16 protein-coding genes are annotated in these 18,113 nt (G+C 65.8%); 6 read left to right on the forward strand and 10 right to left on the reverse strand.

The features are described from left to right. Positions 1-25: 25 nt before the first annotated feature. The 6 genes from J5251_RS17735 to mtrA form a co-directional block, all read right to left on the reverse strand. On the reverse strand, positions 26-1,297 hold the full coding sequence (locus tag J5251_RS17735) for a winged helix-turn-helix domain-containing protein (protein ID WP_139004807.1): 1,272 nt from the start codon (positions 1,295-1,297) through the stop codon (positions 26-28). Positions 1,298-1,337: 40 nt separating this feature from the next. Beyond that, positions 1,338-2,063 carry a ribosome hibernation-promoting factor, HPF/YfiA family gene (gene hpf, locus J5251_RS17740; protein ID WP_139004806.1) on the reverse strand — a complete coding sequence of 242 codons (726 nt, stop codon included), beginning with the start codon at positions 2,061-2,063 and terminating at the stop codon, positions 1,338-1,340. A gap of 248 nt (positions 2,064-2,311) precedes the next feature. Then, positions 2,312-3,124: a ComF family protein gene (locus J5251_RS17745; protein ID WP_208574744.1), complete on the reverse strand. Its 813-nt coding sequence runs from the start codon at positions 3,122-3,124 to the stop codon at positions 2,312-2,314. A gap of 106 nt (positions 3,125-3,230) precedes the next feature. After that, positions 3,231-4,961 carry an LpqB family beta-propeller domain-containing protein gene (locus J5251_RS17750; RefSeq protein WP_171059319.1) on the reverse strand — a complete coding sequence of 577 codons (1,731 nt, stop codon included), beginning with the start codon at positions 4,959-4,961 and terminating at the stop codon, positions 3,231-3,233. Continuing rightward, entirely contained in the window at positions 4,942-6,645 is a 1,704-nt protein-coding gene (gene mtrB, locus J5251_RS17755; RefSeq protein ID WP_139004803.1) for an MtrAB system histidine kinase MtrB, read from the reverse strand. The genes J5251_RS17750 and mtrB overlap by 20 nt, the downstream gene beginning before the upstream one ends. Further along, positions 6,646-7,323 carry an MtrAB system response regulator MtrA gene (gene mtrA, locus J5251_RS17760; RefSeq protein ID WP_139004802.1) on the reverse strand — a complete coding sequence of 226 codons (678 nt, stop codon included), beginning with the start codon at positions 7,321-7,323 and terminating at the stop codon, positions 6,646-6,648. Between the two features lie 242 nt (positions 7,324-7,565). Here mtrA and J5251_RS17765 point away from each other — a divergent pair, with 242 nt between their 5' ends. The 6 genes from J5251_RS17765 to J5251_RS17790 are packed head-to-tail and all read left to right on the forward strand — an operon-like array spanning position 7,566 to position 13,931. Then, on the forward strand, positions 7,566-8,966 hold the full coding sequence (locus tag J5251_RS17765) for a glycerophosphoryl diester phosphodiesterase membrane domain-containing protein (protein ID WP_139004801.1): 1,401 nt from the start codon (positions 7,566-7,568) through the stop codon (positions 8,964-8,966). Continuing rightward, positions 8,963-9,667 (forward strand): DUF4129 domain-containing protein, encoded by a 705-nt coding sequence (locus J5251_RS17770; RefSeq protein WP_139004800.1) that lies wholly within the window; start codon positions 8,963-8,965, stop codon positions 9,665-9,667. The genes J5251_RS17765 and J5251_RS17770 overlap by 4 nt, the downstream gene beginning before the upstream one ends. Continuing rightward, positions 9,664-10,905 (forward strand): DUF4350 domain-containing protein, encoded by a 1,242-nt coding sequence (locus J5251_RS17775; protein WP_208574745.1) that lies wholly within the window; start codon positions 9,664-9,666, stop codon positions 10,903-10,905. The genes J5251_RS17770 and J5251_RS17775 overlap by 4 nt, the downstream gene beginning before the upstream one ends. Then, entirely contained in the window at positions 10,902-11,969 is a 1,068-nt protein-coding gene (locus tag J5251_RS17780) for an AAA family ATPase (RefSeq protein WP_208574746.1), read from the forward strand. The genes J5251_RS17775 and J5251_RS17780 overlap by 4 nt, the downstream gene beginning before the upstream one ends. 15 nt (positions 11,970-11,984) lie before the next feature. Further along, on the forward strand, positions 11,985-13,277 hold the full coding sequence (locus J5251_RS17785) for a DUF58 domain-containing protein (RefSeq protein WP_208574747.1): 1,293 nt from the start codon (positions 11,985-11,987) through the stop codon (positions 13,275-13,277). Positions 13,278-13,286: 9 nt separating this feature from the next. Then, positions 13,287-13,931, forward strand: coding sequence for a DUF4166 domain-containing protein (locus J5251_RS17790; RefSeq protein WP_139004797.1), 645 nt, complete (start codon positions 13,287-13,289; stop codon positions 13,929-13,931). Between the two features lie 60 nt (positions 13,932-13,991). Here the strand turns inward: J5251_RS17790 and J5251_RS17795 are convergent, their stop codons facing one another. From J5251_RS17795 to J5251_RS17810, 4 genes are all read right to left on the reverse strand, one after another. Then, positions 13,992-15,059, reverse strand: coding sequence for a hypothetical protein (locus tag J5251_RS17795; protein WP_208574748.1), 1,068 nt, complete (start codon positions 15,057-15,059; stop codon positions 13,992-13,994). Further along, positions 15,056-15,457: a chorismate mutase gene (locus tag J5251_RS17800; protein WP_139004795.1), complete on the reverse strand. Its 402-nt coding sequence runs from the start codon at positions 15,455-15,457 to the stop codon at positions 15,056-15,058. The genes J5251_RS17795 and J5251_RS17800 overlap by 4 nt, the downstream gene beginning before the upstream one ends. Before the next feature lie 206 nt (positions 15,458-15,663). Continuing rightward, positions 15,664-16,800 (reverse strand): tRNA 2-thiouridine(34) synthase MnmA, encoded by a 1,137-nt coding sequence (gene mnmA / locus J5251_RS17805; RefSeq protein WP_139004794.1) that lies wholly within the window; start codon positions 16,798-16,800, stop codon positions 15,664-15,666. 69 nt (positions 16,801-16,869) lie between these two features. Next, on the reverse strand, positions 16,870-18,096 hold the full coding sequence (locus J5251_RS17810; RefSeq protein WP_208574749.1) for a cysteine desulfurase family protein: 1,227 nt from the start codon (positions 18,094-18,096) through the stop codon (positions 16,870-16,872). Between the last annotated feature and the right edge of the window lie 17 nt (positions 18,097-18,113).

Below are 18,113 nucleotides of genomic sequence, written 5' to 3' on the forward strand. Positions count from 1 at the left end.
TGCACAGAATTCTGGCTTCATCAGTCTACGGGAGAGACGTATCAACCTCTGCTTTGGTTCCCGCAGGGCGGACAAGTGAACTCCGGCGCCGCCCCGACAGCAGATTCCTAAGCGGCCCAGCCAAGTCCCCGCGGTCCTCGACCCGGACGCCCTCCAGACCAAGCCAGTTGGACATCAGCTCCAGTTCGGCAGCAAGTTCGACGGCGGTATCCGCAGGTGCATCCGCCTCGCTGAAGGCGCCCTTGACCAGGAGCAGGCCTGCCGACCGGTCTGCCTTGAGGTCCACCCTGGCACACAAGGACTCCCGCAGCAGGAACGGCAGGACGTAGTACCCGTAGCGCCGCTGCGCGGCAGGGGTATAAATTTCGATCCGGTAGTGGAAGTGGAAAAGGCGTTCCAGCCGGCGCCGCTCGAAGACCAGCGAATCGAAGGGTCCGAGCAATGCGCGGCCACTCGCCGTCCGAGGCCGGAGCGCCTCGGTGTGCAGATAATGCGGTCCCTGCCACCCGTCGACAGATACTTCTTCCACCCTGCCTTCGGCCAGGAGCTGCTGCAAGGCCACCGCAGCCGGCTGAACCGGAATCCGGAAATAGTCGGCGAAACATTTGAGCGTACCAATGCCATGGGCTGTTGCGGCGGCATCTAACAACCGAACCATCGCATCGTGTTTCTCGGGCCGTAAGGAGGGATCGATGCCTTTGGGCATCACTTTCCCGGTCAAAGCGTACAACCGCTCGAATTGAGCGTTCCGGCCAGCAGCGCTGATGTCACCGCGTTCAAACAGGTCTTCAAGCACGCGTTTGGCCGCGTTCCAGTTCCACCCCCACTGGGCTGTGGAACGAGTTTCGGCATGACCAATCCGTTCGGCAACGGCTCGGGCGCTCAACGGACGCGACGAAGCGAGAGCCTGCATGATCCGCTCCGACAAGTCAGCCCGGGTATCCGGGTCCATCGCAGACGCGCCCACCCATTTTCTTTGCTGCCACACGCGCAGGTCGTTGAAGTGGTCCGGCCGGATGTAGCTAGCTTCGTGCGCCCAGTACTCAACCATGCGTCTCGGAGCCTTGCCCGCAAAGCGATGAAGGATTTTGACGTCGTAATTACCCAGCCGGGAAAACAACGGCAGGTAATGGGCCCGGGTCAGCACGTTCACCGAATCAATTTGCAGCAGTTGCAGCCGGTCAAAGGTACGGCCCACCGCTCTTGCCGAAACAAGACCGGTGGGCCGCTCCCTGTGGAGGGACTGTGCAGCGAGCGCGATGCGCCGGGCCTGGCGGAGACTTACAGGTGCAGCCATCCACCTATCCTAGGCACTGGATTGCGCTTGCCTTAAGGTTCTAAGCGTTTGCTCCTTCTGCCGCGCGGTACGCCAGAAGCTCTTCCTTCGCGGTGGATTCCTCTTTGCAATCGGCGTCCAGCGAAATCACACCATAGGTCCAGCCACGGCGCCGGTAGACCACACTCGGAGAGTTCGTTGCCGAATCGATGAACAAGTAAAAGTCGTGCCCGACGAGTTCCATGTTGTCGACAGCGTCGTCGAGCGTCATCGGCGGGGCCGGAAAGACCTTCCGGCGGATCAGGACCGGTGAATCGCCGGCCGGAATGTCATTCTCTATTTCATATTCGTCCATAGTTTGCGCTGACGGAGTGGAGCCGTTCAGGCTGGCCTCCGATGTCTCGACATGCAACGGCTTGGTGGTGCTTGCAGGTTCGAGCGACGCAGTAGCCTCATGGACGCCCTTGGGGTTGTGGCGTCCGTGGTGGACCTTGCGGCGGTCACGGGCCCGGCGAAGGCGTTCCATGAGCTTGCCGTAGGCCAGATCGAAGGCGGCAAATTTGTCAGCTGCGGTGGCTTCCGCACGAACAACGGGGCCGCGGCCTAGTACTGTGAGCTCGACGGTCATGGAGCTGTCCGCCTGACGAGCGTTTATTTCCTTCGTAATCTTGGCATCCAGCCGCTGAACCTTGTCGCCCAGCTGCTCTATTTTGGAGATCTTCTCTTCGGCGTATTCCCGGAACCGGTCGGAGACCGAGAGGTTGCGGCCGTTGATATTGAATTCCATGGTGCCCTCCATAACTGCTTTAGATGACACAACAGCGACTGAAGAAAATTTCTCCTCCCAGTCGCTGAAGACAGGCCCTCGTCCCTTTTTGCGGAGCCCATACTTCACGTTAAAGCAACGTCATCCTTTATTCACCCCCTCCCCCGCGGATTTTTCCTAAAACGTCCCACATTGTTGGCTTCCGCCTTGTATCTGCGCGGATCCGCGCCATTACGCCTGCGGCTGATTCCGGTTTGTGTCGCGGTGCATCAGGCCGTACCGGAGGGCGCGGATGTCGCAGCCACAACCACGCCTGCATCGACTACTGCGCCTGCCTCGTGCAGGGCCCGCGTCAACTCGGCCAGGGTCGCTCCGGTTGTCAGCACGTCATCGACCAGAATGCAGTGTCGGTTCTGCAGGGACGCGGTGTAGCGCCGCTTGATCCTCATGGATGAGGAGACGTTGCTGCGCCGGCCGGATTTGCCCAGCGACTTCTGCGAAGCTGCCGGTACGATGCCTTTCGCCAATCCGGCTATACCGGATCGGACGCAGGCCGCGCGCAGCACGGACAATTCAGGCGGCAGGAGTTGCTGCCGCTCCAGTCGGCGCAGCAGCAAGTCCAGCGGGTCGTAGCCACGCCGTCTGCGCGAACTGGTGCGGGAGGGCACCGGCACCAGAAAAACCCGTGGGTGGCCGCCGTCGATGTGCGCCGCGGCATGGACCGCGGCAGCGAGCGCAGGGGCCAGCGCGTGCAAAAGGTCCGTCCGGCCTTGGTTCTTATATGCCAGGATCGCCTGGGACAGCTCGTGCCGGTAACGGCCGGCAGCCATAACAGGCAGAACCTCGGCGAAGTCCGTCCCGACGAAGGGCAACGACTCGGCTCCGTCCTCGGCGCGGTAGGGCCGCACGGTCGCCCTGCGCAGCCTGCTCCGGCAGGGCGGACACAGAGTATGGTCCTCGGCCCCGCAGCTGACGCAATCGGTAGGCAGCACAAGGTGGCCGAACTCCGCGATCCACCGCAGCACCCGCTGCACCGCGGCGTGGAAGTAAACAGCATCAAACAGGGCGGCGGGGAACCACATGCTTCCACCCTCAAGCATCATTGACGGCCAGGCAACGCCCGTGCGCCGCCTGTGGACAACGAGCCACCCCTGCTGAGCGGGCAGCCTAATGGGGCTGCCCTTCCGGTTATCCCGGGAATGACGGATCGATCACCAGCGGCGGCGGCTGTGGTGCCCAGCTGTTGCCGACCCGGATATACAGCGCTTCCTCCGTCTGGGCATAAACGTCCTGGTCTCCGTTGCCGGCGCTGATGTCCAGCATTCCGGTGAGTGGCGCCATCCGCTGCGAGCCGCCGTCGAGCCTTAATATTTCCGTTTCCACCGGTTCGTCGGCCGATGACTGCATGACGATCACCGTCGATTCGTTGGCCCACACCCCTGAATCCGCAGGAACGGAAGCATCCAGCTCGATCGGCGTGCTGATGCTGCGCGGCTGTCCGTCCTGGTCCCGGACCACGCCTGCAACGTAGACCTTGGATTCGTCTCCTTCACGGGCGATGACCAGGGCGCGGGCGCCTTCCCGCGAGATCCTCAGTTCCTCGATGGTCCGCTCCGAGAACCATTGTGCGGTGATGTCGACCCGCGTCCGCTCCTCATCAGGGGCGATAGCGTAAACCGCTCCGCTCTGGTCGCCGGCGGCAGTCCAGGTCCAGCCGAACGGATCGACGCTGGGGGCCGTCAGCTGTGTTCCGGCCACCGCCTGATGCGCGGTCCTGTCCGGGCCAATAACGTACATCCGGTTGCGCCGCGCATTCAGGAAGCCGAAGTGCTCCTGGTCCAGGGACATGGCCGGATCACGGGGATTGAGTTCCGAGACAGCGGGCAGGTTCTGCGGCTCGACCGGACGCGAACCTTCGTAGAACGTGAGCTCATTGTCCAGTACGCCGATCTGGAGGCTGCCGACTGCGGGATTGGTCACGGCGGCCTGGAAGGCAGGATCCGGGGACGGCCCCAGATCGACCTCCCGCTGGTCCACGGTCATGTGCACTGTGCTGACCGTGTTCAACCCGCCCAGCGTTAGCTCCAGCTGCTGCTGCATCTGCTGTCGGCGCAAGAACGTGGTGCCGGTCAGGACTTCGGCCGAGAGGTCAACCGTAGCCGCCCCGCTTTCCACCGGCACCGAACGCCTGACCAGCGTGGATCCCTCCGGGAAGGCACTGATCACCGCGCCGCTGAGGTACGGGGCCGGCCCTTCCAGAAGCGAGGAGACAATCGCCGCCGATACCCCCTGGCGGCTGGCGTACCAACGCACATCGGGCACCGCATAGGTGTACGTGGCGTCGTAGAAGTAGAGGTTGTAGGCGGAGAACAGCGTCTGGAAATCGACGTTGGAAACCATGGTGCCGTCCGGGATCTCGGCGATCCGCCATTCGCCGTCCACATCGGTCAACACCACCGGTACTGACTCTGTGGCGCCTTCCTCCGCCGGCTCGCGGATTCCGTGTTCGTCGATGACCGAGGCGACTTCGAGCTGCACCACGAATTCGGTGTCCGTGGGCGAGCCCACGATGTTCACTGAATTCCGGTAGACAACAGTGCGCTCAACCGGCTGCCATTCGCCCGCGAGCGACGGTGCAAGGAATTCACGCGCCGTGCGGTAATCGTCTTGCGCAGCGGTTCCCGCCAGCAGGAAGCCGTCGACAATGGCTTTGGGATCCGCGCCCGGGACAGGTCCCGGCGGATTGAAGGTGTACTCGGCCGCCTCAGTCTGGGGCTCTTCGCCCTGGCTGGTTCCTACCGGGCCCGACATGGGAATGGAGGAGCAGGCGCTGAGCATGACCAAGGCGGCAAGAAGTACGACGGCGGCGCGCAGCAGCGCGACCGGCCCGCCTTTGCGCTCACCCAACGTCCGTTGCATGGTGTTCCCCCTCCATCGTGACCTGCACATCCTGCCGTTCCGACGCGGACATTTCCGTGGGCCCGCCGTGGGCCTCGGCGGGCGGCAGCGGCAGCGGAGACCGCGTCAGCACCGTGTCCCGCCGCCGCGGCAAAGTCAGCCGGAAGCAGGATCCTTTTCCGGGTTGGCCCCAGGCCTGCAACCAGCCGCCATGCAGCCTGGCGTCCTCGGTCGCGATGGACAGCCCGAGCCCGCTGCCGCCAGTGGTCCGTGCCCGGGCCGGATCCGCCCGCCAGAACCTGTCGAAAACCCGGGATGCTTCCAGTGGCGTCATGCCGATGCCGTGGTCCCGCACTTCAACGGCAACCGCGTCCTCGGAGGAAGCAACAATCACTTCCACCGGCTGCCCCTCGCCGTGCTCCAGGGCGTTGACGATGAGGTTACGCAGGATCCGGTCAATGCGGCGCGGATCCATCTCCACCACGCAACTGGTTTCGGCGGACACCAGCTCAAGTTCCGACCCGGAGTTCTCCGCCAACGGCTGCGCACCCTCCATGGCGTGGCGGACGACGTCGAAAATTTCGGTTGGCTCTGCTTCCAGCACCGCCACGCCGGCATCGAAACGGGAGATCTCCAGCAGGTCAGCCAGGAGCGCCTGGAACCGCTCCACCTGGTGATAGAGCAATTCGGCAGATCGGGAATTGATTGCGTCGAAGTCCGAACGGGCATCGTAAAGGACCTCGGCTGCCATCCGCACCGTGGTCAGTGGGGTGCGCAGTTCATGGGAGACGTCGGAAACGAACCGCTGCTGCATCTCCGACAGCGTGGCGAGCTGGGTGATCTGTTCCTGCAGGCTGGCCGCCATCCGGTTGAAGGACTCGCCAAGCCGCGCCAGTTCGTCCTCGCCACGGACCTCCACCCGTTCCTGCAATTGACCGGCCGCCAGCTTCTCGGCCGCGATGGCAGTCTGGCTCACGGGATGCACTACGGCGCGCGTCAGCAGCCAGACAATCCCGCCGGTGAGTATCAGCAGCAGGCCTCCACCGATCCAGAGGATGCCGTGGATGAAGTCCAGGGTCTGCTGGACCGCGGACAGGTCATAGATCAGATAGAGCGCGTAAGTGTTGCCCGGTGGCAGCGACACCTGTGTGCCGAACGCAATTGCGGGTACATCGTGGTCTCCCCGGGGCAGGGCCATGGGCTGGCGGTACTGGCCGGTCCCACTGGCAACCGCTTGGCTGAGCCCTTCAGGGATGATGCTCGCGGTAATGCTGGTGTTTGACCGGCTGGCAACGTAGAGGTTCTGCGCGTCCTTCATTGGAGTCAGCAGATAGTAGCGCGGCGTGCCCCCGCCGGTGCCTTCGAGCAGCTTCAAGGTGTCCGCCACCATGCTGGTGACTGTGGCTCGGTCGCTGGCCGCGGAGCCCTCGAAAATCCTCTTGGCCCGGTTCAGTTCCTGCCGGGACTCCGCCTCCGCCTGCTGCAGCCGGTCCTGGTACAGCCCCGAGGCAATCTGGCTGGAGAGGAATGCGCCCACGCCAAGAAAGGCAAAAGCGGTTAGGAGAACGGTTGCCGTCACCGTACGGAACTGCAGCGAGCGCCGCCATCTGGCCGCAATCTTGTCGCGGCCAGCCAGAACGGCGCGCCAGAACGGGGCGGCTGCCGCCTTCAGCCCCGATAACCACCGCGTGAGCGCGGGATTCAACTAACCTTGGCCAGCCTTGTATCCCACGCCGCGGACGGTCAGGACCACCTCGGGCGCTTCCGGATCCCGTTCGATCTTGGAACGCAGCCGCTGGACATGGACGTTGACCAACCGGGTGTCTGCAGCATGGCGGTAGCCCCAGACCTGTTCCAGGAGAAGTTCGCGGGTGAATACCTGCCAGGGTTTACGGGCCAGCGCAACCAGCAGGTCGAATTCCAGCGGCGTCAGCGAGATCTTCTCGTCGCCGCGGTGCACCACATGCCCTGCCACATCGATAACGACGTCGGCAATCCGCAGGGTTTCCGGCGCACGTTGGTCTCCGGGCCGCAGGCGGGCGCGCACGCGGGCCACGAGTTCGGCAGGCTTGAAGGGCTTGGGCACATAGTCGTCTGCACCGGATTCCAGGCCGCGGACCACATCCGAGGTATCGGATTTTGCCGTCAGCATGACAATAGGCACGTCGGACTCGCCGCGGATCAGCCGGCAGACTTCAATGCCGTCCATACCGGGCAGCATGAGGTCCAGGAGCACAAGGTCCGGCTTGGAGCTGCGGAATACCTCCACCGCCTTGCTTCCATCCGCGCAAAACACCGGGTCGAATCCGTCATTGCGCAGGACAATGCCGATCATTTCGGACAAAGCCTCATCATCGTCTACGACAAGTATGCGTGCCTTCATATCTCCATATTCCCCTATTGGCCCTTGCAATGTCGCGTTGGGCACAGTGCAGTACAGCGCTATATTCCCTCCCGGTGACCCTTCGGCCGAGTGCTGAGTGAAGTTGGGAGACGGAAACTATAGGCTGTTGTGAGGCTAGCACTTCGTACGGCCGGTAAGCCTGCCGGCCGACACGCCACGACGGCGGCACCTCGGCTCTCGCCGTGCGTTCCGGGTGCTCAACGATCAACAAGGGGAACTCCATGGCTCAGGGATCAGACGGCGCCGCGCAGCAGCCGGAGCAGCCCGCTCCCGGTCAGCCCCAGCAGCCCGGCTCGTGGGGACAGGGCCAGCCCAACTCGTGGGGACAGGGCCAGCCCAACTCGTGGGGACAGGGCCAGCCCGGCCAGCCGCAGTGGGGCCAACAGCCGCAGTGGGGCCAGCAGAGTCCTTACGGTGAGGGCGGTCCGCCGCCTTATGGGCAGCCCGCCGGGTGGCAGACTCCGCCGAATCCGTATGGTGGTTACAACGGCTATGTTGCTCCGCCGAAGCCGGGCGTCATTCCGCTGCGCCCCCTCGGCGTGGGCGAGATCCTGGACGGCGCCTTCCAGGCGGCCCGCAAGAACGCGGCCGCTGTCTTCGGCACGGCCGTCCTGTTCCAGATCGGCATCAGCGTCCTGGCCTGGATCGCCGGCAGCCTGATCATTTCCCTGCTGGGCGGGCTCCAGGTCATGACCAATGAAGAGCTATCGGACGAATCGGCCATCGCCCTGGTGCTGTCCCTGGCGACCTCCTCGTTGGTACTGGGGCTGCTCTCCAGCGTCGGAATCCTGCTGCTGCAAGGCCTGCTGGCCATTCCGACGGCCCGCGCTACCGTCAACCAGAAAACGAGCTTCGGCCTGATGTGGTCACTGGCGCGAGGACGGGTCTGGGCTCTCATCGGCATGGGCCTGTTGTATCTGGTCCTGACCGTGGTCGCGCTGGTGGCAGTCATTGCCGGCTCATTCTTCCTCGCCGACCAGCTCGGCGTGACCTCGGTATGGATCATCGTCGGGATCATTCTGGCCCTGACCTTCCTGAGTATCTGGATCGGCGTCAAGCTGATGCTGGCACCCGCCGTCGTCGTTATGGAGCGCAAGGGCATCATTGGTGCTTTCGTCCGGTCCTGGCAGCTGACCAACCGCAGCTGGTGGCGGACCTTCGGCATCGTGCTGCTGTGCACCATCATTGTCGGCGTCATCACCTCGGTGATCAGCATGCCGATCTCCTTCCTGATCGGCATTGCCGGACCGGCCATGGGAGACCCGTCCGATCCGGAAGCAATGCTCACCGCGATGGGTCCCTTGACGCTGGTCTCCATGCTGGTTTCCTCGCTGTTCTCCGCGATCGGCTACGCCTTCCAGGCCGCGGTCATCGCCCTGGTCTACACCGACCTGCGGATCCGCCGCGAGGGGTTTGATGTTGTCCTGCTCCGTGAACATGAGCAGGCCGCGGGACGCGAAACCCGAACCATCCCGGGCCTCGGCTCCGTCGCCGGAGATGCCGCAAGCTTCGATGCCTCCGGACCGTTCGGGCCGTCGGGCCCGGCGGGTCATTCGGGTCCGGCAAGCCAACCGGGCCAACCCGGCCCGTCCGGGTATCCGAGCAGTCCCGGAGCGCCGTGAGCGCGGGCTATTCGGCCGTTCCGCCGGTTTTTTCGCTGCCTCCGGTTCCTGCCGCCGTCCCTCCGGTGGCGCCCGGAGAGGACGAAGCGCGCGAACTGCTCATCCGTGAGCTGGCCAAGGAGCCGTACCAGGAGGCCAAGCCGGGACTGCTCGACCGGATACTAACGGCGATCACCGATTGGTTTACCGATCTCATCGAGTCCCTGGAGGGAGTGAGCCCGAACCTGGGGACGGCACTGATCGTCCTGGCGGCAGTGGTAGTCATCGGCGCCGCCATCTGGTTGGTCCGCCCGCGGCTGAACGCCCGCAAGCGCGCCGCCGCCGAGGTCTTCGACGACACCGTCCAGCTCACCGCGGCCGAACACCGACGGCGGGCAGCAGCTGCCGCGGCCAGGCAGGAGTGGAACACGGCCGTCGCCGAGGAATTCCGCGCGTTGGTCCGGGCAATGGAGGAACGCGTCATCCTGCAGCCCCAGCCCGGCCAGACGGCCGACGAAGCCGCTGCCAGCATCGCGCCGGCATTCCCCGGGCACGCTGCCGAAGTCCGGCGCAGTGCAGCCCTGTTCGACGGCGTGCGCTATGGCAACGTCCCGGCGTCGGAGCAGGACTACAACGCGGTGCTCGGCCTGGGCAACGCTCTCGCAGGAACCAGTCCTGTGTTGGGCCCGGGCGCACCGTCGGATCTGGCGGTGCCGCGATGAGCCAGGCAACGGCCACGCGCGCATCGGCAGACAACATTGATGGCAGCGGCGAGGAGCAGACAGCGTGGTCGTTGGGGAGGCAGCGGCTTCGCCGGTGGGCTTTCTGGCTGCTGCTGGGCGTGCTGCTGATCGCTGCCGTCCTCGTCCAGCTGCTGCGCTCACCAGCGGCCGACCGCGAGGACCTTTCCCCCGCCAACCCTGCCCCCAATGGCGCCATGGCGGTGGCCGAGGTGCTTCGGCAGCAAGGCGTTGAGGTGATTTCCACGGATTCGCTGGACGAGACGCTGGCCGCTCTGGATGACGGCGGAACCCTGCTGTTCCACGACACCAACAACTACCTGGAACCGGAGCAGCTGGCCCGGCTGTCCGACCATGGCGGCCGCACGGTCCTGGTCCGGCCCGGCTTCCAGCACCTGCAGGAACTGGCGCCGGAGATCAGTGCGGCTGGACGGGTTCCCGAGGAGGGCGGCCCGTTGGCCGCGGAATGCCTGACCAACGACGACGGCGCGGGCAGTCCGGTGCCGGACGGACCGGATTCCGGGACGCTGCCAGCCGGGAGCATCAGCCGCGGCGGCCTGGGCTACCGGGGCCCCGTCATGTGCTTCACGTTCGAAACCGGAGCCGAACCGGCAGCTTCCTATGTCACTTCGGCGGACGGCGGAACGATAGTGCTTGGCGCCGGCCATGTCCTGAGCAATGAGCAGATTGTCGAGCGGGGCAATGCCGCCCTGGCCCTGAACACCCTGGGCAGTGCAGACCGGCTCGTCTGGTACCGGCCGTCGCTGTCGGACCTCGCCGCTGCGGAGGAACCGCAAAACCCGCTGGCGCTGTTGCCGGCCTGGGTCGCCCCCGTCACGCTGTGGCTGCTGGCCGTGGGTGCGCTGGCCATGCTGTGGAAGGGACGGCGCCTGGGCAAGCTGATCCAGGAGCCGCTGCCCGTCGTCGTACCCGCCGCGGAAACCGCAGCCGGACGCGCCCGGCTGTACCAGGACTCCAAATCCATCCGGCGCGCAGCCGCCAACCTGCGCGCGGCAACCCTGACCCGGCTTTCTGCGAAGCTGCGCCTGGGCTCCGGAAGTAGTGCGGCCGCCGTCGTCGACGCCGTGGCCCGGCACAGCAACCGACCCCCCGCCGAGCTGGACCGGTTGCTGCGGACCTACATCCCCGAAAGCGAATCCCAGCTGGTGGACTGGGCACAGAACCTGCAATCCCTAGAGAAAGAGATCCTGGACCAATGAGCGACTATCCGCAGCAGGCCCCCGGTTCCATGGCGGGCACCGCGGCGCAGCGATCCGCCTCGGCAGATGGACCGGCCGCCTCCCAGCCCGATCCGGCTGGTCCCGGCACCTCCGACGACCGCCTCCGCCAGGCGCTGCTGGATGTTCGCAGCGAGGTAGCCAAGGCGGTGGTCGGCCAGGACGCCACGGTGACCGGACTGCTCATCGCCCTGCTCTCCCATGGCCATGTGTTGCTTGAGGGCGTTCCGGGTGTGGCCAAGACACTGCTGATCCGCACCTTGTCCGCCGCGCTGAGCCTGGATACCAAGCGCGTGCAGTTCACCCCGGACCTCATGCCCGGCGACGTAACAGGCTCGCTCATTTACGACGCGCACACTGCCGAATTCACCTTCCGCCACGGCCCGGTCTTCACCAACATCCTGCTGGCCGACGAGATCAACCGAACGCCGCCGAAGACCCAGGCTTCCCTCCTCGAGGCGATGGAAGAGCGTCAGGTGTCGGTGGACGGCGTGCCCCGGAAGCTGCCCGAACCGTTCATTGTCGCCGCCACGCAGAACCCCATCGAGTACGAAGGCACCTATCCGCTGCCCGAGGCCCAGCTGGACCGTTTCCTGCTGAAAATGACGATGAACCTGCCGGACCGCGATGCCGAGATCGAGATCATCCGCCGCCACAGCATGGGCTTCGACCCCCGTGATCTGCAGGCCGCCGGCGTACGGCCCGTTGCCTCGGTCGAGGACCTGGCCCGGGCCCGGGCGGCCGTCGCGCGCGTCAGCATCTCCGCTGAGGTGCTCGGCTACATCGTCGACATCACCCGCGCCACCCGTTCCGCGCCGAGCTTCCAGCTCGGGGTCTCGCCGCGCGGCGCTACCGCCTTGCTCAACACGGCCAAAGCCTGGGCGTGGCTCTCAAGCCGCAGCTACGTCACACCGGACGACGTGAAGGCCCTGACCCTGCCGGCTCTGCGGCACCGCGTCGGACTGCGCCCCGAAGCGCAGATGGACGGCGTCCAGGTCGATGATGTGCTGCACAGCATCCTGGCCACCGTTCCGGTTCCCCGTTGATGTGATGGGACTCCAATGGCGCTGACCGGACGCTTTATCCTGCTGGCACTGGCCGGCATCTTCCCGCTGATCCTGTTCCCAACGGGACAGACTGCCCTGTGGTGGTGCCTGTTTCTGGCCGTGGTGCTGGCAGCCGACCTGGGTTTGGCCGGCTCGCCGCGAAAGATCGGCCTGGAACGCCGCATACCCTCGAGCGTCCGCCTGACAGAAGAATGCACCGCGGAACTGCTGCTGACGAACCACGGGACCCGCAAGCTGAAAGCGCTCCTGCGGGACGGCTGGCAGCCTTCCGCCGGTGCCATTAACCCGATCCAGCGGATCAGCATTCCAGCGGGCGAGCGGCGGTTGCTTGCTGTCCGGCTCCGTCCCGAACGGCGCGGCGATCTGCTGGCGCACCACGTAGCCGTGCGATCGCTGGGCCCGCTGGGCCTGGCCGCCCGACAGCTCTCCGTCCAGGCCCCCGCCCGGCTGCGGGTGCTCCCGCCTTTCCACGCCAAACGGCATCTGCCCTCGAAACTGCGCAAGCTGCGCGAGCTGGACGGCAAGGCTGCCGTCCAGATTAGAGGTGCCGGGACCGAGTTCGATTCCCTGCGCGACTATGTCCGCGGCGACGACGTCCGCTCGATCGACTGGCGTGCCACCGCCAGGCGGCAGGCCGTCGTCGTACGCACGTGGCGTCCGGAACGCGACCGTCGAGTGGTAATCGTGCTGGACACCTCGCGGACCGCGGCGGCAAGGATCGACAACGAACCCAGGCTGGACACCGGCATCGAAGCGTCCCTGCTGCTGGCGGCTCTGGCCGAGCGGGGCGGGGACCGCGTGGATTTCCTCGCGTTCGACCGCAGGGCCCGCGCAACGGTCAGGTCGGCCTCCAAAGGGAACCTGCTCAACCAGTTGGTCAATGCGATGGCCACGGTGGAGCCGGAGCTCATCGAAGCAGACTGGTCCCAGATCCCCGCACAGGTCCACAATATCTCCTCCCACCGTTCCCTGGTGGTGCTGCTGACTTCGCTGGATTCGGGCTCGGCCGAGGAATCCCTGCTGCCGATGCTGGCCCAGCTGACTGCCAAGCATGTGGTGGTGGTCGCCTCCGTCCGGGATCCGCTGCTGGATGAGCTGCGGGCTGAGCGCGGCACCGCCACCGATGTTTTCCGGGCCGCCGCCGCGGAACGCGCACTCCTGGACCGGGCGGCCATCACCCAGCAGATCAAGCAGCTCGGGGCCGAGGTGGTGGACGCGGATCCGCACCAGCTGCCGCCCCAGCTGGCCGATACGTATATCCGGCTCAAAGCCGCCGGCCGGCTATAGGAGATCCGGATGGCTTCGGTCTACCAGCTGGCCATGGGCCAGGACTTCGCCCTGCTGCAACCCGAGCTGCAGGAGTATTTCAGCCTGGCGTCGGATTCCGGCCCGGCCGCTGCCGGCGGTGACGCCGTTGGTCTCGGCACGGGGATTTTCGACGTCGCCGGCTGTCCGCGTCCGGCGCTCCGCCCGCTCCTGCGGCTGGCAGGCCGGGACAACGCGCTCTTCCCGGAATACGAGCGGGACGTACCGTTCAGCATTGAAAACCGTGCCCATCCGGACGCTGACGGCAGGCCCGCCCTTACCGCCGTCCGGACCATTGATTTCGAAGGCGTCCGCCGGACCATGCAGGACACGACGGTGTGGGAGGACCGGGCCGGACTGACAGACGTGCTGGGTCGCAGCGGCGCCGTGCGGACCGACCTGGCCTGCGCGGCCGGAGCCGACGGACGGATGCGGCTGGTCTCCCGCCGCACCAGCATTGGCGCCGGCCGGTTCCGGCTGGGCCTGCCGATGCTGCTGGAAGCCGCGGCCTTCACCGAGCAATGGTGGGACCGCTCCGAAGGCCGCTTCCGGATCCGCACCAAGGTACTGCAACGCCAGATGGGCACCATACTTGAGTACCAGGGATCGTTCTCCTACCGGCTGGTGCGCTCCTAGCCGTTGAGCGGCAGTCCGCGGGGGCAGTCCGCCTAGTGCCGAGCAGCTGTCCGGTTTAATCTATCCTTCGGCGACAACCTGGTTCAGCGCATCCGCGCTTTGGCTTAGCCTCGCCAGAATCCGGCGGGCCGCCTCAGGCGACTGCGCGGCCAGTCCGGTTGACGGGGTGAGCCGAAGCTGGGGCAGCCTCGACACGGGGAGCCCGAGCTGCCGCCACGGGCGCAGGACGGAATCCACGATGGCGGTAACGCGCGCAAGCTCCCGGACGGGACGGCCGGCCTGCACCGCCCCCAGCCAAATGCCCTTGTCCGCTTCGGCCGCTGCTGCCAGTGCCTCCCACTGGCCGGTGGTCAAACCCTCAAGCGGAACGGCGACGCCGTCCATGCCGCCGTCCAGGACCAGATCGAACGGAGCATCCGCCACCGGCAGCGCCACGACTACTTGCCGGGCGCCGGCAGCGTGCAGCGAGTCCGCCAGTTGGCGCCACTGGATACTCACCTCGTGTTCGGGAACAGCCCGCAGGGTGCGGTAACCGCTGGCCGTCGGAATCGCGCCGGCCAGGACCAGCGCAATCTCGGGCTCGTCCACTTGGACGATGATGTCCGCGCCGGGCACCGCCGTGCGGACCCGCTGCAGATGCTCGACGACGCCGGCGGCCAGGGACTCGGCAATGTCGCGGCGCGCGCCGCTGTCCAGCAGAGCCCGTTCGCCATTGTGCAGATACAGATTGGCCGCCATGGAGAGCGGTCCGCGGCACTGCAGCTTCAGCTGTGAACCGGGATTCTCTTCTGCGCCGGCAACGTCTGCCAGAACGTTCACGTCGGTACTCAGCGCAGACACCGCCCGGCGGTGGTCCAGCCCCGGTCGGTCAACCAGCCGCCAGCCGTGGGGCTGGAGATCTACGGCCAGTTCCAGCAGCATGGCAGCGGTACGGCCCACCGGATCGGAGCCGACGCCCCGGTCCGGCAGTTCCACCAGATGCGGTAGGTTCGGCTCCCCCAGCTCGCCGCGGATAATCGGAACCGCTTCCGCCGCATCGGTGCCCGGCCAGCTGCCCAGCCCGGTAGCGCTGACGGACAGTACAGTATGGTCCGGCGCTGCCGGAGGTACTTCTCGTTGGCTGGTCATACTCCGGCGGACTCGTCCTGTTCGGCATCGCGGCTGGTACTGCCATTGTGTTCGTTGGAAATGGCCTGGTGATGCCTGATGACCTCGGAAATGATGAAGTTCAGGAATTTTTCGGCAAATGCCGGGTCGAGGTGCGCTTCCTCTGCCAGGCGCCGCAGCCTGGTGATCTGGGCTGCCTCCCGGTCAGGGTCTGCCGCCGGCAGCTTGTAACGTGCTTTGAGGTATCCCACCCGCTGCGTGGCCTTGAACCGCTCCGCCAGGAGATACACGAGCGTCGCATCGATGTTGTCGATACTGCCCCGCACTGACAACAGCTCCGCCATGATCTCAGGGGCAACCTCTCCGGACAAGGAGCTGGCCGACGGATCGAAATCTTCAGCAAAGCGTGGTTCAGTCATGCGTCCAGTCTAGGGTTTCGCCGTCGGGCTTTGCGTCCTCTGGACTCAGTATGAAGCCGCCGGGCGGACCTGGCCGGCAAGTCCGCCATGACGAAGACGAACATCAGCCCGGCGGACGCATGGCGACCGCCGGCGTGAACATCATCAGTACGAATACACCCCGAAGAGCGGGTCTCCAGCCCGCAGCCATGACGCCAGCCTAGAGCTTAGGAAACCTGTGCCGGATCCCAGCTGAGTGAACGTGCCGAATCGATGGTGGCCTGCCCCAGCACGCGGGTGCCCTGGTACAGCACCATGGTCTGCCCGGGCGCCACGCCGCGCATCGGCTCCACCAGCGTTACCACCAGCTCCGGCCGACCGTCGTCAGCTGGCTGCACCTGTGCCCGGGCCGCAACCGGGTCGCCATGGGCGCGCACCTGGACCATGCAGTCGAACTCGGTCTGCGACTCGACCTCGGCGATGGGGACGCCGGCCCAGGAGACCTTGATACCGCGCATCTGGTCCACGGCCAGCAGCGCTTCGGGGCCAACTACAACCTTGTTTTCCTTGGGCCGGATCTCCAGCACGAAGCGGGGCTTGCCGTCCGCTGCCGGGCGGCCCAATTTCAGGCCGCGGCGCTGGCCCACCGTGAAGGCGTTGGCGCCGTCGTGCTCTCCAACCACTTCGCCGGTCTGGTCCACGATCTGTCCGGTTTCCATCTCGATCTTCTCGGCCAGCCAGCCGCGCGTATCGCCGTCGGAAATAAAGCAGATGTCGTGGCTGTCCGGCTTGTTGGCCACGGAAAGTCCGCGCCTCTCGGCCTCCGCCCTGACCTCGGCCTTGGACGGGGTCTCGGCCAGCGGAAACATGGAATGTTTGAGCTGCTCGTGGGTGAGCACCCCGAGCACGTAGGACTGGTCCTTGGCCCAGTCGGCGGCCCGGTGCAGCTCCCGGTTGCCGTCCGCATCCTCGATCACCTTGGCGTAGTGCCCCGTGCACACGGCGTCGAACCCCAGCGCGAGCGCCTTCTCCAGCAGCGCGGCAAACTTGATCCGCTCGTTGCAGCGCATGCAGGGGTTCGGGGTGCGGCCGGCGGCATACTCGGCGATGAAGTCATCCACCACGTCTTCCTTGAACCGCTCGGAGAAGTCCCAGACGTAGTACGGTATGCCCAGGATGTCGCAGGCCCGCCAAGCGTCGCGGGAATCCTCGATAGTGCAGCAGCCGCGGCTGCCGGTGCGCAGCGTGCCGGGCATGCGGGACAGTGCCAGATGGACGCCGACCACATCGTGTCCGGCTTCCACCGCGCGCGCTGCTGCCACGGCGGAGTCAACCCCGCCGCTCATCGCTGCCAATACCTTCATGAAAAATCCTTATGTGTTGTGTTCAAATGCAGCGGTCCACGCCGGACCGAAGACTCTGACGGCTGGCTGCTATTGCCAGCGCTCGGTGCCGGCCGTGACGATGCTGGACATGTGCCCGGCCATGCCGGCTTTTTTGGCCCGCGCGTAGGCGTCCGGCAACACCTTCAACAATGCCTCAACGTCTTCGGCGGTCGATGTATGCCCGAGGCTAAACCGTTGGGCGCCGCGCGCTTCGTCTTCGCCCAGCCCCATGGCCAGCAGCACGTGCGAGGGCCGCGGCACGCCGGCGGTGCAGGCGGAACCGGTCGAGGACTCCACCCCAGCCAGATCCAGCAGGAACAGCAGGGAGTCGCCTTCGCAGCCGGGGAAGGTGAAATGCGCATTGCCTGGCAGCCGCCTTCCCGCCAGCTGCGGATCCGGCGTGCCGCGCAGCACCGCCTCAGGAATTGCACTAACGACGCCGGCGATGAGCTTCTCGCGCAACCTCGCCAAACGTTCGCTTTCTTCGGCAAGATTCCCGACCGCTGCCTCCGCCGCGGCGGCAAAGGCAGCAATGGCCGGCGTATCCAAGGTGCCGGAGCGGATGTCCCGTTCCTGCCCGCCGCCGTGCTGGACCGGCGTCAGCTTGACGCTGCGCCCCACCAGCAGCGCGCCGACACCCACCGGTCCGCCGATCTTGTGTCCGCTGATCGCCATCGTATCCAAGCCGGATTCCTTAAAGGAGACCGGCAGGGAGCCGAAGGCCTGGACGGCGTCGGAATGGACAGGGATCCCGTGGGTGTGCGCCGCCTCGACAATTTCGGCGATGGGCTGGACCGATCCCACCTCGTTGTTGGCCCACATGACCGTAACCAGCGCCACGGAGGAGGCGTCGGCGTCGAGCTCAGCCTGCAGGGCACGAAGCGAAACGACACCGTATGCGTCGACCGGCAGCCACACGATTTCAGCGCCCTCATGGGCGGCCAGCCATTCAACAGTATCCAGCACTGCGTGGTGCTCCACCGGGGAGCAGATGATCTTCCGGCGGCCGGGGTCAGCGTCGTGCCGTGCCCAGTAGAGGCCCTTGACTGCCAGATTGTCCGCTTCGGTGCCGCCGGAGGTGAAGATGATCTCGCTCGGATGTGCTCCAGCGGCCCCGGCCAGGGATTCGCGGGCATCTTCGACCACCCTTCGGGCACGGCGGCCGGAGCCGTGCAGCGAGGAAGGATTGCCGCTGCGGCTGAGTTCAGTGGTGAGTGCGGCCAGGGCCTGCGCCGAAATGGGCGTGGTCGCCGCGTGGTCTAGATACACGGGCACACCAGAATTCTACCGGT

This window comes from Arthrobacter crystallopoietes (assembly GCF_017603825.1).
Taxonomy (GTDB): Bacteria; Actinomycetota; Actinomycetes; order Actinomycetales; family Micrococcaceae; genus Crystallibacter; species Crystallibacter crystallopoietes_B.

What these genes read in the sequence shown, in the direction of transcription:
- J5251_RS17790 (WP_139004797.1), top strand. Translation starts at nt 13,287, where the DNA reads ATGGCTTCGGTCTACCAGCTGGCCATGGGCCAGGACTTCGCCCTGCTG.
- J5251_RS17750 (WP_171059319.1), bottom strand. Translation starts at nt 4,961, where the DNA reads ATGCAACGGACGTTGGGTGAGCGCAAAGGCGGGCCGGTCGCGCTGCTG.
- J5251_RS17795 (WP_208574748.1), bottom strand. Translation starts at nt 15,059, where the DNA reads ATGACCAGCCAACGAGAAGTACCTCCGGCAGCGCCGGACCATACTGTA.
- J5251_RS17765 (WP_139004801.1), top strand. Translation starts at nt 7,566, where the DNA reads ATGGCTCAGGGATCAGACGGCGCCGCGCAGCAGCCGGAGCAGCCCGCT.
- mnmA (WP_139004794.1), bottom strand. Translation starts at nt 16,800, where the DNA reads ATGAAGGTATTGGCAGCGATGAGCGGCGGGGTTGACTCCGCCGTGGCA.
- mtrA (WP_139004802.1), bottom strand. Translation starts at nt 7,323, where the DNA reads ATGAAGGCACGCATACTTGTCGTAGACGATGATGAGGCTTTGTCCGAA.
- J5251_RS17780 (WP_208574746.1), top strand. Translation starts at nt 10,902, where the DNA reads ATGAGCGACTATCCGCAGCAGGCCCCCGGTTCCATGGCGGGCACCGCG.
- J5251_RS17745 (WP_208574744.1), bottom strand. Translation starts at nt 3,124, where the DNA reads ATGTGGTTCCCCGCCGCCCTGTTTGATGCTGTTTACTTCCACGCCGCG.
- J5251_RS17735 (WP_139004807.1), bottom strand. Translation starts at nt 1,297, where the DNA reads ATGGCTGCACCTGTAAGTCTCCGCCAGGCCCGGCGCATCGCGCTCGCT.
- J5251_RS17800 (WP_139004795.1), bottom strand. Translation starts at nt 15,457, where the DNA reads ATGACTGAACCACGCTTTGCTGAAGATTTCGATCCGTCGGCCAGCTCC.
- hpf (WP_139004806.1), bottom strand. Translation starts at nt 2,063, where the DNA reads ATGGAATTCAATATCAACGGCCGCAACCTCTCGGTCTCCGACCGGTTC.
- J5251_RS17785 (WP_208574747.1), top strand. Translation starts at nt 11,985, where the DNA reads ATGGCGCTGACCGGACGCTTTATCCTGCTGGCACTGGCCGGCATCTTC.
- J5251_RS17775 (WP_208574745.1), top strand. Translation starts at nt 9,664, where the DNA reads ATGAGCCAGGCAACGGCCACGCGCGCATCGGCAGACAACATTGATGGC.